This window comes from Streptomyces sp. SYSU D01066-1 (assembly GCF_054956795.1).
This window is the reverse complement of sequence record NZ_JBUDHV010000003.1, coordinates 17,667-33,740: the sequence shown is the minus strand read 5'-3', so window position 1 is coordinate 33,740 and position 16,074 is coordinate 17,667. Positions and strand designations below refer to the sequence as shown.

The 16,074-nt window shown below is 73.7% G+C and carries 14 protein-coding genes; 1 reads left to right on the top strand and 13 read right to left on the bottom strand.

Going from position 1 to position 16,074, the window contains the following annotated elements:
• Positions 1-168 precede the first annotated feature (168 nt).
• Both ACY1JF_RS03815 and aroH read right to left on the bottom strand, forming a co-directional pair.
• The gene (locus ACY1JF_RS03815; protein WP_462703519.1) at positions 169-1,254 is read right to left on the bottom strand and encodes a prephenate dehydrogenase; all 1,086 of its coding nucleotides are present in this window, start codon (positions 1,252-1,254) and stop codon (positions 169-171) included.
• Positions 1,251-1,613: a chorismate mutase gene (aroH, locus tag ACY1JF_RS03810; RefSeq protein WP_462703518.1), complete on the bottom strand. Its 363-nt coding sequence runs from the start codon at positions 1,611-1,613 to the stop codon at positions 1,251-1,253. The genes ACY1JF_RS03815 and aroH overlap by 4 nt, the downstream gene beginning before the upstream one ends.
• A gap of 220 nt (positions 1,614-1,833) precedes the next feature.
• On the opposite strand from aroH, the gene ACY1JF_RS03805 reads away from it, so the two are divergent.
• Entirely contained in the window at positions 1,834-2,250 is a 417-nt protein-coding gene (locus tag ACY1JF_RS03805) for a Rieske (2Fe-2S) protein (RefSeq protein WP_462703517.1), read from the top strand.
• 280 nt (positions 2,251-2,530) lie between these two features.
• On the opposite strand, the gene ACY1JF_RS03800 is transcribed toward ACY1JF_RS03805, so the two are convergent.
• From ACY1JF_RS03800 to ACY1JF_RS03750, 11 genes are all read right to left on the bottom strand, one after another.
• Entirely contained in the window at positions 2,531-3,550 is a 1,020-nt protein-coding gene (locus ACY1JF_RS03800) for an ADP-ribosylglycohydrolase family protein (protein WP_462703516.1), read from the bottom strand.
• Positions 3,547-4,287: an NUDIX hydrolase gene (locus tag ACY1JF_RS03795; RefSeq protein WP_462703515.1), complete on the bottom strand. Its 741-nt coding sequence runs from the start codon at positions 4,285-4,287 to the stop codon at positions 3,547-3,549. The genes ACY1JF_RS03800 and ACY1JF_RS03795 overlap by 4 nt, the downstream gene beginning before the upstream one ends.
• Positions 4,288-4,690: 403 nt before the next feature.
• Positions 4,691-5,809, bottom strand: a complete 1,119-nt coding sequence (locus ACY1JF_RS03790) for a pseudouridine synthase (protein ID WP_462703514.1) — start codon at positions 5,807-5,809, stop codon at positions 4,691-4,693.
• Positions 5,809-6,387, bottom strand: a complete 579-nt coding sequence (scpB, locus tag ACY1JF_RS03785; protein WP_462703799.1) for an SMC-Scp complex subunit ScpB — start codon at positions 6,385-6,387, stop codon at positions 5,809-5,811. The genes ACY1JF_RS03790 and scpB overlap by 1 nt, the downstream gene beginning before the upstream one ends.
• A 68-nt stretch (positions 6,388-6,455) precedes the next feature.
• Positions 6,456-7,721 (bottom strand): segregation and condensation protein A, encoded by a 1,266-nt coding sequence (locus ACY1JF_RS03780; RefSeq protein WP_462703513.1) that lies wholly within the window; start codon positions 7,719-7,721, stop codon positions 6,456-6,458.
• A gap of 18 nt (positions 7,722-7,739) precedes the next feature.
• Positions 7,740-8,306 (bottom strand): hypothetical protein, encoded by a 567-nt coding sequence (locus tag ACY1JF_RS03775; RefSeq protein WP_462703798.1) that lies wholly within the window; start codon positions 8,304-8,306, stop codon positions 7,740-7,742.
• A complete protein-coding gene (locus ACY1JF_RS03770; protein ID WP_462703512.1) occupies positions 8,303-9,430 on the bottom strand; it encodes a ParA family protein in 1,128 nt (375 codons plus the stop codon). The genes ACY1JF_RS03775 and ACY1JF_RS03770 overlap by 4 nt, the downstream gene beginning before the upstream one ends.
• Before the next feature lie 388 nt (positions 9,431-9,818).
• Positions 9,819-10,943, bottom strand: coding sequence for an alanine dehydrogenase (gene ald / locus ACY1JF_RS03765; protein ID WP_462703511.1), 1,125 nt, complete (start codon positions 10,941-10,943; stop codon positions 9,819-9,821).
• 131 nt (positions 10,944-11,074) lie between these two features.
• Positions 11,075-13,150 (bottom strand): tetratricopeptide repeat protein, encoded by a 2,076-nt coding sequence (locus ACY1JF_RS03760; RefSeq protein WP_462703510.1) that lies wholly within the window; start codon positions 13,148-13,150, stop codon positions 11,075-11,077.
• 159 nt (positions 13,151-13,309) lie between these two features.
• Complete coding sequence (locus tag ACY1JF_RS03755) at positions 13,310-13,936, bottom strand: NUDIX domain-containing protein (RefSeq protein WP_462703509.1); 627 nt, start codon at positions 13,934-13,936, stop codon at positions 13,310-13,312.
• Positions 13,937-14,017: 81 nt separating this feature from the next.
• Positions 14,018-15,685, bottom strand: coding sequence for a CTP synthase (locus ACY1JF_RS03750; protein ID WP_462703797.1), 1,668 nt, complete (start codon positions 15,683-15,685; stop codon positions 14,018-14,020).
• Between the last annotated feature and the right edge of the window lie 389 nt (positions 15,686-16,074).

Sequence of the window (16,074 nt, the reverse complement as noted above, 5' to 3'; positions counted from 1 at the left end):
GGGGGGCCCAACCGCCGGGGGGGGGGGGGGGGGGGGGGGCGGTTTCCCCGGGGGGCCCCCCGGCGGGGGGGGGGGGGGGGGGGGGGCGGGGGGGGGGGGGGGCCACGCGCGCGCCCCCGCACCAGGTTACTGGCTCGCCACCGCGCCTCGGACCGGCCTCCTCGCCGGTCACTGCCGGATCGCCCAGCCCCGCTCCCGCAGGGCGGCCGCCAGCGCGGTGGCCGCCTTCGGCTCCACCATCAGCTGCACCAGGCCGGCCTGCTGCCCGGTGGCGTGCTCGATCCGTACGTCCTCGATGTTGACGCCGGCCTGTCCCGCGTCCGCGAAGATGCGGGCGAGCTGGCCCGGCTGGTCGTCGATGTGGACGGCGACGGTCTCGTAGGTCCGGGGGGCGCTGCCGTGCTTGCCGGGGACGCGGACCTGTCCCGCGTTGCCCCGGCGCAGCACCTCCTCGACGCCGGCGGCGCCCTCGCGGCGCTTGTCCTCGTCGGCGGACTGCAGCGCGCGCAGCGCCCGTACCGTCTTCTCCAGGTCGCCCGCGACGTCGCCGAGCAGGTCGGCGACCGGGCCGGGGTTGGCGGAGAGGATGTCGATCCACATCGCCGGGTCGGAGGCGGCGATCCGGGTCACGTCGCGGATGCCCTGCCCGCACAGCCGTACGGCGGCCTCGTCGGCGTGCTCCAGGCGGGCGGCGACCAGGCCGGAGACCAGGTGGGGCATGTGGGAGACGAGGGCGACGGCGCGGTCGTGGGCGTCGGCGTCCATCACCACCGGCACGGCGCCGCAGAACGAGACCAGCTCCAGGGCGAGGTTCAGCACCTCGGTGTCGGTGTCCCGGGTGGGGGTGAGCACCCAGGGGCGGCCCTCGAAGAGGTCGGCGGTGGCGGCCAGCGGGCCGGACTTCTCGCGGCCGGACATGGGGTGCGTGCCGAGGTAGGACGTCAGGTCCAGGCCGAGCGCCTCCAGGTCGCGGCGCGGACCGCCCTTGACGCTGGCCACGTCGACGCAGCCGCGCGCCAGGCCCCGCCGCAGGACGTCGGCGAGCACCCCGGCCACATGGGCGGGCGGGGCGGCCACGATCGCGAGGTCGACCGGCCCGTCCGGGGCCTCGTCGGTGCCGGCGCCGAGCGCCGCGGCGGTGCGGGCCTGCTGGGGGTCGTGGTCGGCGAGGTGGACGGTGACGCCCCGCCGGGTCAGGGCGAGGGCGGCGGAGGTGCCGATCAGGCCGGTGCCGATGACGAGTGCGGATCTCACTGGGCGATGTCCTTGCGCAGGGCCGCCGCGGCGCCGAGGTAGACGTGCGCGATCTCGGCGCGCGGCCGGTCGGACTCGATGTGCGCGAGGACGCGGACGACCCGGGGCATGGCGCCCTCGACGTCCAGTTCCTGCGCGCAGATCAGGGGTACGTCCGTGATGCCGAGCTTGCGGGCCGCGGCGGCCGGGAAGTCGCTGTGCAGGTCGGGGGTGGCCGTGAACCATATGCTGATCAGGTCGTCCCCGGTCAGGCCGTTGCGCTCCAGCACGGCGGTGAGCAGCGCGGCCACCCGCTCGTCCATGTGACCGGCCTCGTCCCGCTCCAGCTGGACGGCGCCCCGGACCGCTCGTACCGCCACGGCATTGCTCCTCGCTGATCCACGTATCGGCTTCTGATCCGTCCAGCGTAGTCAGCGCGTGCGGAACGGGAGCGTGCGCCCGGCCACTGAGACGGCGGCGCCCCGCGCGCGGCCGGGGCGCGTTATGCCGTACTCATCCGCGTTGCTTCCCCTTCGCCCGCTTCGGTGCCATGCTCGTCCCCTCTCCCCCCTTCCCTCCCCCCTTCCTCGGAGTGACGACATGACCCACAGCGCGACGCGCCGCACGGTTCTCCTCACGACGGTCGCGTCGGGCGCGACGGCGTTCACCGCGGCGGCCTGCGGCGGCGGGGACGACGGCGGGGACTCCTCGTCCGCGAGCGGTTCCCCGGCGGCCGGCCTGGCGAGGACCGGTGACATCCCGGTCGGCGGCGGCAAGGTCTTCAAGGAGCGCAAGGTGGTGGTGACCCAGCCGGAGGAGGGCGACTTCAAGGCGTTCTCGGCGGTCTGCACCCATCAGGGCTGTGTGGTAGCGGACGTGTCCGGCGGCACCATCAACTGCGCCTGCCACGACAGCAGGTTCGCCATCACCGACGGTGCGGTGCGGCAGGGCCCGGCCACCGAGCCGCTGCCCGCGGAGCGGATCACGGTGGAGGGGGACACCGTCCGCCTGACGTGACGGCCCGCCCGCGCTCTGGGGCCTGGCTCCCCCGCGCCCCTGTTCCGGCGCCGCAAGCCGGACGCCGGTGCCCGCGGCCCGCCGCGCACCGACGTCCTCACCGTGGACGTCGGCGACGCCCGAAAGTCCCCGCCCGCCGTGGAGCGCGGTGAGCCGCCGCGGCCCCGGGGAGTGCGGGCAGGCCGCGGCCCGCACCCGCTCCCCGCCGGACCGGGCCGGCGCCGGGTCGGGGACTTCCCGGTCCGCGTCCGCCGCGCCCCGGCCCTGCGGGTGGAGTGACTCAGACGTCCCAGAGCGCCCCGAACGCCACCAGGTCGGACCGGTACTCGATCCGGTCGGCCCACTCCCGGGGCCAGGCCCCGGCGCCCAGGTGGGCCCCGGCGAAGGCGCCCGCGAGGCAGGCGATCGAGTCGGAGTCGCCGGAGCTGCAGGCGGCGCGGCGCAGGGCCGTCAGCGGGTCACCGGGGAAGAGCAGGAAGCACAGCAGCCCGGTGGCGAGGGCCTCCTCGGCGATCCAGCCGGCGCCGGTGGCCAGGCACGGGTCGGTCTCCGGCGAGACGGTCCGCACGGCGCCGCGCAGCCGGTCGAGGGCGGCCAGGCACTCGTCCCAGCCTCGCGCGATGAACTCCTCGGGCCCGGCGTCATCGGCCCGGGTCCACAGGTCCCCGAGCCAGCGCTCGTGGTAGCGGGTGCGCTGGTGCAGGGCGTACGACCGCAGCAGCCCGACCAGTCCGGTCGGCTCGGCGCCCGTGGCGAGCAGCCGTACGGCGTGTGCGGTCAGGTCGGAGGCGGCGAGCGCGGTGGGGTGCCCGTGGGTGAGCGCGGCCTGCAACTGGGCGGCGCCCGCGCGCTGTTCGTCGCTCAGCCCGGGGAGGAGTCCGAGCGGGGCGACGCGCATGTTGGCGCCGCAGCCCTTGGAGTGGATGCGGCTCGCGTCCTGCCAGCGCCGCCCGCGGTCCTCCAGCAGCTCGCAGGCGCGTATGCAGGTGGCGCCCGGGGCGCGGTCGTTCTCCGGCGACCGGTTCCAGGCGATGAACTCCTCGCGGACGGCCTCGGCCATCCCCTCGGGTTCCAGCGTCCCCCGGTCCGTCGCCGCGCGCAGGGCGCGGGCCAGCGCCAGCGTCATCTGGGTGTCGTCGGTGACGTGGGCGGGCGTGGGCAGCGCCATCTCCCGCCAGGGGCCGCACTTGGCGAGGATCGACGGCACGTCGTCGAACTCCGTCGGGAAGCCGAGGGCGTCCCCGAGGGCGAGTCCGGTGAGCGCGCCGGTGGCGGCGCGCGCGGTGAGGGCGGTGGTCATGCGGGGCGTCCTTCCCGGGACGGTCGGAGCAGGGGCGGGTGCAGGGTGCCGGCCCGGCCCGCTCGGTACAGGGCGGCCGGTTTGCCCCGGCCGCCGGTCAGCCGCGCGGCGCCCGGGACCGGTTCGACGAAACCGGGGGTGGCGAGGACCTTGCGGCGGAAGTTGGGGCGGTCCAGCTCGGCGCCCCACACCGTCTCGTAGACCCGCTGGAGTTCCCCGAGGGTGAACTCGGGCGGGCAGAAGGCGGTGGCCAGGCAGGTGTACTCCAGCCTGGCGCCGACCCGTTCGCGGGCGTCGGCCAGGATGCGGTCGTGGTCGAAGGCGAGGTGGCGGGCCGCGTCGTACGGCACCCAGCGGGCCTCGGCCGCGTCGCCGCCGCCGCGCGGGTCGGGAGGGTCGGGCAGCAGGCAGGCGAAGGCGACGGAGACGACCCGCATCCGCGGGTCGCGGCCGGGTTCGCTGTAGGTCCGCAGCTGCTCCAGGTGGAGTCCGGTCACGTCCGCGAGACCGGTCTCCTCGGCCAGCTCGCGCCGGGCCGCCGTCTCCGCCGACTCCTCGGGCAGCAGGAAGCCGCCGGGCAGCGCCCAGCGGCCGGCGTACGGCTCCTGGCCCCGCTCGACGAGCAGCACGTGCAGCGCGCCCGCGCGGAGCGTGAGGACGGCGAGGTCGACGGTGACGGCGAAGGGCTCGTAGGCGTACTTGTCGTAGGCGCCTGCGGAACCGCCGTGTCCGTCCATGGTCCGGCCCCACCCCCCTTTATGGTCGTCATGACTATAAAGGGGGGTGGGGGCAGGCACAAGCCCTCCGCCGGGTCCGTCCGGCGGAGGGCTTGTGCCTGCCCACACAGGAGTGCGCGTCGATGAGTACGCCGAGGGGCGCGAGCGGTACGCCCGCGCCGGTCACCGTCGGCCGGAGCGTCCGCCGGGCTCCGCCTCGGCCGGCGGGACGAGCGGGACCGCCCCGGCCGGCCGGCACCGGGACAGGGCGGGGGCGCTCGCCCTCGCCGCGTGCGCCCGGCCCAGCCGGCGGGCCGGGGCGTGGAGGCCGCGGTGAGCGCGGCGGCCCCGGCGGGGCACCGGGAGGGGGCCGGTCATCCCGCGGTGACCCAGGCGGTGCGGGAGCGCCGCCGCGCCGGCCCGGCTAGAGGTCGACCTCCCGCATCAGCATCCCGACCTCGGTGTTGGACAGCCGCCGCAGCCAGCCCGACTTCTGGTCGCCCAGGGTGATCGGCCCGAACGCGACCCGCACCAGCTTGTCGACCGGGAACCCGGCCTCGGCGAGCATCCGCCGCACGATGTGCTTGCGGCCCTCGTGCAGGGTGACCTCGACCAGGTAGTTCTTGCCGGTCTGCTCGACGACGCGGAAGTGGTCCGCCTTGGCGTACCCGTCCTCCAGCTGGATGCCGTCCTTGAGCCGCTTGCCCAGGTCGCGCGGGATCGGACCCACGATGTGCGCGAGGTAGACCTTCTTCACGCCGTACCTGGGGTGGGTCAGCCGGTGCGCCAGCTCGCCGTGGTTGGTGAGCAGGATGACGCCCTCGGTCTCGGTGTCGAGCCGGCCGACGTGGAAGAGCCGCGTCTCACGGTTGGTCACGTAGTCGCCGAGGCACTGACGGCCCTCGTTGTCCTCCATGGTGGAGACGACACCGGCGGGCTTGTTCAGCGAGAAGAACTGGTACGACTGCGTCGCCACGGTCAGGCCGTCGACCTTGACCTCGTCCTTCTCCGGGTCGACGCGCCTGCCCTGCTCCAGGACGATCTCGCCGTTGACCTCGACGCGCGCCTGCTCGATCAGCTCCTCGCAGGAGCGCCGGGAGCCGTAGCCCGCGCGGGCGAGGACCTTCTGCAGCCGCTCGCCCTCCTGCTCGGCGCCCGGGAAGGTCTTGGGCAGCTTGACGTCCTTCTTGCCCGCGTACCGCTCCCGGTTGCGCTCCTCGGCCCGCGCCTCGTACTCGCGGGACGTCGCCGGGACGCTGCGTCCCCGCTGCTGGGGCCGCTTCGGACCGCCCTTGGCGCCGCCGCGGGCCGCGGGGCCCCGGCCCGACTTCGGACCGTCCTGGGTGGCGCCGGGACCCACGTCGTAGCGCCGCTCCTCCGGGCGCGGCTTCTTCGGACGGCCGCTGCCCTGCTTGTCGTCACGGTTGTTGCCGGCGCCGCGGTGGTCACCGCGCCCGCCGCCGCTCCCGCCGCGGCCGCCGCTCGTGCCACCACGGCTCCCGCCGTTGTTTCCGCTGCTGTTCCTGCCGCTGCTGCTTCGCATCACATGTCCGTCTGGTCGTCTGCGTCGTCGGGTCCCGGCGCATCGGGTGCGTCCGGGTCGAACGACGGAACCCCTTCCAGCGTCTCGGCCTCGATCGCTCCCGCCTCGGGGAGGAAGGGCGCCAGCTCCGGCAGCTCGTCCAGACCGCGCAGGCCCATCCGCTCCAGGAAGTAGTCCGTCGTCACGTACAGGATCGCACCTGTCCCGGGTTCCGTGCCCGCCTCCTCGACCAGGCCCCGCTGGAGGAGGGTGCGCATCACGCCGTCGCAGTTCACGCCGCGCACGGCGGAGACCCGGCTGCGGCTGACGGGCTGGCGGTAGGCGACCACCGCGAGGGTCTCCAGCGCGGCCTGGGTCAGCCGGGCCTGCCGGCCGTCCAGGACGAAGCCCTCGACCGCGGCGGCGTACTCGGGCCGGGTGTAGAAGCGCCAGCCGCCCGCGACCGGCCGCAGCTCGAACCCGCGTCCCTGCGCGGTGTACTCGTCGGCCAGCTCGCGCAGGGCGTCCGCGATCCGGCGCCGGGGGCGGTCCAGTACCTTCGCCAGGTGCTCCTCGGTCGCGGGCTCGTCGACGACCATCAGGACCGCCTCCAGAGCGGGCTTGAGGTCGAGGTCCGCGACGGACGGCGCCGCGCCGGCTTCGTCACTCACGTGCTCTTCTCCTCCTCCGGCCGCTCGGGCGGCCGGTCGAACTCGTCGGTCACGGCCCCCTCGGCGGCCCCCGCCCCGCCGGTCCAGCGCACCAGCAGTTCGCCGAGGGCGGTCTCCTGCTCCAGGGCGACGGCCTTCTCCCGGTACAGCTCCAGCAGGGCCAGGAAGCGGGCCACGACGGTCAGGGTGTCGTCGGTGTCCGCGGTCAGCGTCCGGAAACTGGCCTCGCCCAGCTCCTTCAGCCGGGCGACGACGATCCCGGCCTGCTCCCGCACGCTGACCAGCGGCGCGTGGATGTGCTCGACGTACACCTGCGGTTTCGGCTTGGGCCGCATCGCCCTGGCCGCCAGCCTGGCGAACCCCTCGGCGCCGATGCTGAGGACGACGTCGGGCAGCAGCTCGGCGTGGTGCGGCTCCAGTCCGACGGTACGGGGGTGGCGGCGGCCCTCGTCGTCCAGCCGCCCGCCGAAGATGTCGGCGACCCGCTTGTACGCGCGGTACTGCAGGAGGCGGGCGAAGAGCAGGTCGCGGGCCTCCAGGAGCGCCAGGTCGGCCTCGTCCTCGACCTCCGCGGCGGGCAGCAGCCGGGCCGCCTTCAGGTCGAGCAGGGTGGCGGCGACGACGAGGAACTCGGTGGTCCGGTCCAGGTCCCAGTCCGGCCCCAGCGCCCTGATGTGCGCCATGAACTCGTCGGTCACCTTGGACAGGGCGACCTCGGTGACGTCCATCTTGTGCTTGGAGATCAGCTGGAGCAGCAGGTCGAAGGGTCCCTCGAAGTTGGCGAGCCGGACCTTGAAGACCCGGTCGCCGGCGTCGCCGCCGTCATCGGCCGCGGCGCCGGTGCCGGGCGCGGTCCCGGGCCGGGCGTGCGGGGCGCGGGGCGCGGCCTCGGGGACCGTGGCCGGCCGGGCCCGGCCGGGGCCCGCCGGTTCGGCGTCTGTCCCTGAGAGCGGCGTGTCCGTCCCTGAGAGCGGCGTGTCCGCCTCCGGGAGCGGTGTGTCCGTCCCCGAGGGCGGGGCGGGCGTCCCGGAAGGCCCCGCCTCCGCCCCGGCGGCCCCGGCGCCCGTGGCAGGCGGTACGGCGTCCGGTCCGGGAGCGGAACCGAAAGCGGAACCGGCACCGTGCTCCGGCCGGGCCCCGCCCGGATCCCGCGTCGGCTCGGGCCCGGGCGGCGTGGCCGCCGGGGAGACGCCCGGCCCCCGCCCCAGCGCACGCCGACGGCCGCCGGGAGCACCGGCGCGGGGAACGTCGTTGGAGGTCATGGCCTCCGCAGGCTACCGCTACCGTCCGCGCAGCCGCCGTACGAGGATGCTGGCGTCCCCGCGGGTCTCCAGGTCGGCGAGGACCACGGCGACCGCCTCGCGGACGATCCGGCCGCGGTCGACGGCCAGTCCGTGCTCGCCCCGGAGCACCAGCCGGGCGTGTTCCAGGTCCATCAGTTCCTCGGCGGAGACGTACACCGTGATCTTCTCGTCGTGCCGCTCACGGCCGCTGGGGCGGCGCGCGGCGGCCCGGCCGCGCTTGCGGGGCCCGCCGGCGGCAGAACCTTCCTGCGCCCCGTCGGGGCCCGCCCGCCGGGCGGACCGTTCCGCGCCCCGGCTGTGCGACTCGCCGTTCGGCCCCGGCTCCGCGTCCGCGGCCACGTGCTCGGCGCCCTGGCCGTCACCGCCCTGCGCGGGCACCGACTGCGGCGCGTCCTCGGCGGCGGCCGGGTCGCTCTCCCCGGCCGGGGATCCGGCCGGTGCCGGTACCCGGGCCTCGCCGCCCGCCTGGCGCCTGGGGCTGGAGGCCTGAAGCCCCATGCCCCCTGTCGTGCGGAAGAGTTCGTCGGCCCCCGGCAGACTCACTCGGCGTGACACCGGGCGAGCACCTCCCTGGCGAGCTGGCGGTAGGCGGCGGCGCCGACGGAGTTGGAGGCGTACGTGGTGATCGGCTCACCGGCGACCGTGGTCTCCGGGAAGCGGACGGTGCGCCCGATGACCGTGTGGTAGACGTGGTCGTCGAACGCCTCGACGACCCGCGCGAGCACCTCACGGCTGTGCACCGTGCGCGAGTCGTACATCGTGGCGAGGATGCCGTCCAGCTCCAGGTCGGGGTTGAGCCGCTCCTGGACCTTCTCGATCGTCTCGGTCAGCAGCGCGACACCGCGCAGCGCGAAGAACTCGCACTCCAGCGGCACGATCACCTTGTGCGCGGCGGTCAGCGCGTTGACCGTGAGCAGGCCGAGCGAGGGCTGGCAGTCGATGACGATGTAGTCGTAGTCGTCCAGCAGCGGCTTCAGCGCGCGCTGGAGGGTCGACTCGCGGGCGACCTCGCTGACGAGCTGCACCTCGGCCGCCGACAGGTCGATGTTGCTGGGCAGCAGGTCCATGTTGGGGACCGCCGTCTTCAGCAGCACCTCGTCGGCCGCCATGCCCCGCTCCATGAGCAGGTTGTAGACGGTGAGGTCCAGCTCCATCGGGTTGACGCCGAGACCGACCGACAGCGCGCCCTGCGGGTCGAAGTCGACGAGCAGCACCCGGCGCCCGTACTCGGCGAGCGCGGCGCCCAGGTTGATGGTCGACGTCGTCTTGCCGACGCCGCCCTTCTGGTTGCACATCGCGATGATCTTCGCGGGACCGTGGTCGGTCAGCGGGCCCGGGATCGGGAAGTACGGCAGCGGGCGTCCGGTCGGGCCGACGCGCTCGCGGCGCTGTCGGGCCGCGTCGGGCGCGAGCGTGGCCGCGTACTCGGGATCCGGCTCGTACTCGGCGTCCGGGTCATAGAAGTGCCCCTGGGGCAGTTCGTCGTAGTCGGCGAAGTGGTTGCGGGGCGTGCCACTTCCGTCGCCGGCCATGGCGTTCACGTGTTGGCCATCCATCTTCGGGTGTTCTGTCTGAGTTTCCTGCGGGCTCTGGTGGGCTGCGAAGGTTCGCACAGCGACGGAGCCGACAGCCTCGAACCGCCCGGGGCCTCCGGGCCCCGCAGGCATTCCTGGTTGACCACCCCCGGGAGTAAATGTCGACTCATTCACAAGTCGTCTTACCTCCTTGGTGACCAGGGAACTTCTAGACAGGTCAGCGTGGCACCATGCCGACGATTGGCGACTCTATGGCGTGTCGGCGGTCCGCAGCAACACAATCCGCCGGACCCGGCCGGATGTGTCGGCAATGGAACACCCCCCTGTCAAGGGCGTACGGCCGTCGCACAGCAGGTTTCACCGGTGTACGAATGGGTTCAAGCGGTACGTTCGAGGCGAGTTGAACGAGAATCGCAAAGTGACCATACACACACCCGGCCGGACCTTGTCGACAAGGTCCGGCCGGGTGTGTGGCATTGACGACCGAAGTTGACGTGTCGCCTTTACGGAGGGCGACTTGTCAGCCGAGCAGCGCGGACAGCTCCACGTGGTCCAGGCCGTGCGCCTCGGCCACCTCCCGGTAAACGACCTTGCCGTCATGGGTGTTGAGCCCCTTGGCCAGCGCGGGGTCGCGGCGCAGCGCCTCCGCCCAGCCGCGGTCGGCCAGTTCGACGATGTACGGCAGCGTGGCGTTGGTCAGCGCGTAGGTGGAGGTGTTGGGCACCGCGCCGGGCATGTTGGCGACGCAGTAGAAGACCGAGCCGTGCACGGTGAAGGTCGGCTCGGCGTGGGTGGTCGGGCGGGAGTCCTCGAAGCAGCCGCCCTGGTCGATCGCGATGTCGACAAGGACACTCCCCGGCTTCATCCGGGAGACCAGCTCGTTGGTGACCAGCTTGGGCGCCTTGGCGCCGGGGATCAGGACGGCGCCGATCACGAGGTCGGCGTCCAGGCAGGCCTTCTCCAGTTCGAAGGCGTTGGAGACGACGGTCTGGATCCTCGTACCGAAGATCTTGTCCGCCTCCTTGAGCTTGTTGATGTCCTTGTCCAGCAGGGTGACGTGGAAGCCCAGGCCGACGGCGATCTGTGCCGCGTTCCAGCCGGAGACGCCGCCGCCGATGACGACGGCCTTGCCGGCCGGCACACCGGGGACGCCGCCGGGCAGCACCCCGCGGCCCCCGTTGGCGGCCATCAGGTGGTAGGCGCCGACCTGCGGGGCGAGCCGGCCCGCCACCTCGGACATCGGGGCGAGCAGCGGCAGGGCGCGGCCCGGCAGCTCGACGGTCTCGTAGGCGATGGCGGTGGTGCCGGACTCGACGAGGGCGTCCGTGCACTCCTTGGAGGCGGCCAGGTGCAGGTAGGTGAAGAGCGTCTGGTCCTTGCGCAGGCGGTGGTACTCCTCCGCGACCGGCTCCTTGACCTTCAGCAGCAGGTCCGCGGCGGCCCAGACCTCGTCGGCGGTGCCGAGTATCTCCGCGCCCGCGGCGACGTACTCGGCGTCCGGGATCGAGGAGCCGACGCCCGCGCCGCGCTCGACGACGACCTGATGACCGTGGCGCACCAGCTCGTGGACGCCGGCCGGGGTGATGGCCACCCGGAACTCGTTGTTCTTGACCTCGCGGGGGATGCCGACCTTCACGTCGATCACGGTCCTTGAATCAGAGGGGGCTACTGCACGACAGGCCCGGACATGCGGGGGCACACCGGGAGAGACCGCAGGAGAACGTGCGGCAGAGCCAGTCTAATGAAGGTGTTCCTGCTGTCTAGCCTTTCAAAGCATCAATCATTGGCGGGCGTACTACGGATTTCGTAGGTGTTAGCTCCTTGTTCCGACGGGAAGTCGTCCTCCAGCAGCCGCTCGGACCGGCTCCGGTGCAGTCCGGCCGCCGCGGGGTCGCCGAGGCGCTCCAGCGTGTCGGCCAGCCTGAGGTGCAGCGCCGCCTGCAGCCGGGTGTCCTCGGCGCGGCGGGCCCACTCGACCGCCTCCTGGCAGGTCTGGAGCGACTCCTCGGGGCGCCCGGCGTACTCCTGGACCCGGGCCAGCTCGCTCAGGGCCCGCGCCTGGGCGGCCACGTCACCGCTCCTGCGGTGGCCGGCCACCGCCGCGCGCCAGTTGCGCAGGGCCTCGCCGTAGCGCCCGGCGTAGGTGTGGGCGGCGCCGATGCGCCCGTAGAGCCGGGCGGCGTCCGCGCGCTCGTCCCGGGCCAGGCGCTGGGCCAGGGCCCGGCCGAACCAGTCGGCGGCCCGGTCGTAGTCGCCCAGCTCCAGGTGCGCGCCGCCTACGGATTCCATCGCGCGGCCGGTGGCGTACGGGTCGTTCGCCTCGCGCCCGGCGTCCAGCGCGGCCCGGTAGCGCGCCAGCGCCTCGGCGGTGCGGCCGGTGCGGGCGTCCAGGTCGGCGAGGTTCAGCAGGGCGGCGGCCCGCTCCCGGGGCAGCTCGCGGCGCACGGTCACGTCCAGCACCAGCCGGTGGATGCCGTACAGGTCGGGGGCGGCCGCCTGGGTGCCGGTGTGCGCCACCATGGCCCGCACCAGCTGGGACATCAGCCGCCGGGCGAGGGTGTCCAGCTCGCCGTCGGCGACCGCGAGGCGGGCCGAGGCCAGCAGGGCGGGCCGGCGCAGCCGCAGCCACTCGGCGGCGTCCCGGGGGGTGGCGAAGCGCAGCGCGCGCGGCATGCCGAGGAGCTTCTCGCGGGCCCCCGGGCTGTCGGTCTCGGTGATCGCCCGGCAGGACTGGAGCAGCCGGACGGTCCGCTCCAGCATGCGGGCGCGGGCCAGCTGGAGTTCGGCGGGCCGGTCGTGGGCGCGGACGTGGGCGGCCAGGAGGGGGTGCAGGCAGCCGGGGACCTCGTACTCGGGCAGGGGCGAGTCGAGCGGGCGCAGCAGACCGAGGGCGACGAAGTCGTCCAGGGTGGTGCGGGCGCTGCCGACCGAGCAGCCGGCCAGGGCGGAGGCGGTGTGCGGGTCGACCAGGCCGGCCGGGGCGAGGGAGAGCAGCCGCAGCATCCGGGCGGCGGCGCTGGGCAGGGAGGCGTGGACGAGCCGGAAGACGCGGGCGACGGGGTCGCTCTCGTCGGTGCCGGCGGCGTGCAGCTGCCTGGCGAGGTCGGCGACGGCGGCCTTGGGGTGGGCGGCGAGCCAGCCGCCCGCCAGGGCCAGCGCGGCGGGCCGGCCCCGGCACTCCTCGGCCAGGGACTCGGCGGCCCGCGGGTCGACGGTGATCCGTACCGAGCCGATGCGCCGCTGGAGCAGTTCCACGGCGGACTTGGTGTCCAGGCCGCCCAGGGTGCAGGGGCGTACGTCGGCGACGCCGGTGAGCGGGCCCTCGGCGACGGCGACGACCAGGCAGCCCGGGCTGTCCGGCAGCAGCGCGTCGACCTGGCCGGCGTCGGCGGCGTCGTCGAGCAGGAGCAGGGCGCGGCGCCCGGCGAGGGCGGTGCGCAGCTCGTGGCAGAGGTCGTCCTCGGCGGCGCCGGCCCGGGTGGTGCGGCCCAGGGCGGTGAGCAGGTCCCGGGCGAGGGAGTCGACGGGCACCCGGGTGCCGTCGGGTTCGCTCAGCCGGGCCCGCAGCAGTCCGTCCGGGTAGTCGCCGGCGACCTGGGCGACGAGCTCCTCGGCGAGGGCGGTACGGCCGGAGCCGGGCCGGCCCGCGACCAGCAGCACCCGGGCGCGGGGAGCCTTGCGGCCGGAGAGGGTGTCCAGTCCCGCGCGCTCGATGTCCGCGCGCAGCGCCTTCAGCTCCCTGGTGCGGCCCAGGAACCGTGGTTCCCCGGCAGCGTCGCCCGACAGCCGCGCGCCCTCCGCGCGCACCCCGTCCAGCCGCACGCCGTCCGTGTCCACCGCCTGATCCGTCACGGGCCACACTCCCGATCCCACCGCGCACCGGCGCCCGCCGGAACTCCCGGTTCGGGCGTTTCCCGAGCCTAGTTCAGGCTCCGGCCGGTTCCGGCGGGAGCGGGGCGGCAAGATCACTCAATCGGATCAGCGGATCGTCATATCAGCTGAAGCAACCGCTCACGTCTCGAACGGACGTGCGGGCCAGGGTGCCTGGGCGGGGCGCAGCGCGTCGAGCCCGTCCCCCTCCCGCGCGGCGACCAGCGAGAGCACGCCCACCACGAGGCAGTTGTTGTGCAGCTCGCCGGCGAGGATCCCGCGGACCAGGTCCGCCACCGGCACCCGCGCCAGCTCCATGTCCGCCTCCTCGTCCTCGACCCGGAAGCGCTCGCCCTCGGCCTCCGACAGCTCCCGGGCGAGGAAGATCCGTACCGCTTCGTCGCACCCGCCGGCGGTGGTGTAGACGTCGGTCAGCACCCGCCAGTCCTCGGCCTTGACGTGCGCCTCCTCGTACAGCTCGCGCTGGGCGGCGTGCAGCGGGTTCTCGCCGGGGACGTCGAGCAGCCCGGCCGGGATCTCCCAGAGCTTGTGGCGCACCGGGTGGCGGTACTGGCGCAGGACCACGACCCGCCCCTCGTCGTCCAGGGCGAGCACGGCGACGGAGCCGGGGTGGACCTGGTAGTCACGGGTGACGACGGTGCCGTCGGGCATGACCACCTCGTCCGTGCGGACGGAGGTCTTGTTGCCGCGGAAAGGGGTGTCCGTCTTCCGGATCTCCCACTCCTCGGGGGTGTCCCTGATGGTCATGCCCTGTCCTCCCAGACGTGCGCGAAAGCCGGGACGCGCCCCGTTCGAAGGACGTGCCCCGGCCACCGTACAACCGTCGTGCTACTTCGCGGTCTTCCGCTCGACGGCCGCCTTGACCAGCCCCGCGAAGAGCGGGTGCGGACGGGTCGGGCGCGAGCGCAGCTCCGGGTGGGCCTGGGTGGCGACCAGGTAGGGGTGGACCTCGCGCGGGTACTCGACGTACTCGACGAGCTTGCCGTCCGGGGAGGTGCCCGAGAAGACGATGCCGGCCTTCTTCTCCAGCTCCGCGCGGTAGGCGTTGTTCACCTCGTAGCGGTGGCGGTGGCGCTCCTCGACGTACTCCTTGCCGTCGTACACCTCGCGCACGATGGAGCCCTCGGCCAGCTTCGCCGGGTACATGCCGAGCCGCATGGTGCCGCCCATGTCGCCCTCGCCGGCCACGATGTCGAGCTGCTCGGCCATGGTGGAGATGACCGGGTGGGCGGTGGCGGGGTCGAACTCGGTGGAGTTGGCGTCCCCGATCCCGGCCAGGTTGCGCGCGGCCTCGACCACGATGCACTGCAGGCCCAGGCAGAGGCCGAGCAGCGGGATCTTGTTCTCGCGGGCGTACTTGATCGCGCCGACCTTGCCGAGCACGCCGCGGTCGCCGAAGCCGCCGGGGATGCAGACGGCGTCGACGTCACCGAGCTGCGCCTGGGCGCCGGCCGGGGTCTTGCAGTCGTCGGAGGTGACCCACTTGATCTTGACGCGGGCCCGGTTGGCGAAGCCGCCGGCGCGCAGCGCCTCGGTGACCGAGAGGTAGGCGTCGGGCAGGTCGATGTACTTGCCGACCAGCGCCATGGTGATCTCGTGCTCGGGCTTGTGGACGCGCTCCAGCAGGTCGTCCCAGGTCGTCCAGTCCACGTCGCGGAAGGGCAGGTCCAGCTTGCGGACGACGTAGGCGTCCAGGCCCTCGGCGTGCACGACCTTGGGGATGTCGTAGATCGAACGGGCGTCCGGACAGGCGACGACGGCGGCCTCGTCGACGTCGCACATCAGCGAGATCTTGCGCTTGATCGCGGTCGGCACCTCGCGGTCGCAGCGCAGCACGATGGCGTCCGGCTGGATGCCGATGTTGCGCAGCGCGGCGACGCTGTGCTGGGTCGGCTTGGTCTTCAGCTCGCCGGAGGGGCCGATGTAGGGCAGCAGCGAGATGTGGACCACGAAGACGTTGTCCCGGCCGACCTCGTGGCGGACCTGGCGGACGGTCTCCAGGAACGGCAGCGACTCGATGTCGCCGACCGTGCCGCCGACCTCGGTGATCACGACGTCGACCTCGTCGGTGGCCATGCGGCGGATGCGGTGCTTGATCTCGTTGGTGATGTGCGGGATGACCTGCACGGTGTCACCGAGGTACTCGCCGCGCCGCTCCTTGGCGATCACCGTGGAGTACACCTGGCCGGTGGTCACGTTGGCGGAGCCGTCCAGGTCGCGGTCGAGGAACCGCTCGTAGTGGCCGATGTCCAGGTCGGTCTCCGCGCCGTCGTTGGTGACGAAGACCTCACCGTGCTGGAACGGGTTCATCGTGCCAGGGTCGACGTTGAGGTAGGGGTCGAGCTTCTGCATCACGACGCGCAGACCCCGGGCCTTGAGCAGCATGCCGAGGCTGGAGGCGGTCAGCCCCTTGCCGAGAGAGGAGGCGACACCCCCGGTGACGAAGATGTGCTTGGTCGTCGAGGCTGCGTTCGATCGAAAAGCGGCGGGCGGCATGGCCAAGAGGGGGCTCCCGTGGTCGCGGTCTGGGGTGCGATCGGGCGGTCCGCCGGAGGGGTCCGGTGCGGTGCCGTCGCTGCGGTTCGGGGGTTTCGTTCCCACCGGTCCACGGGCTACCAGCGTAACAGCGCCGGAGGGCGACGGCTTCCGGCCACGTTCCGCACACATCCCGACACGCGCGGGCAGCGCCTTGCGCCGCTTTCCACCGATCGCTCACCCGTTCGGCAGAGCCGGGTTGTCCGGAGCGGCACACAGATCATCTTCGTGCGTCGTATCCTGCTCGGACCCTCACTGCCGAGCCCGGCCTGCGACACGGCACCACCCCTCGCCCGTACGCACCGGAACAACGAGAGCTCGTCAGTTCGTTGAACAACAATCGTCGTCCG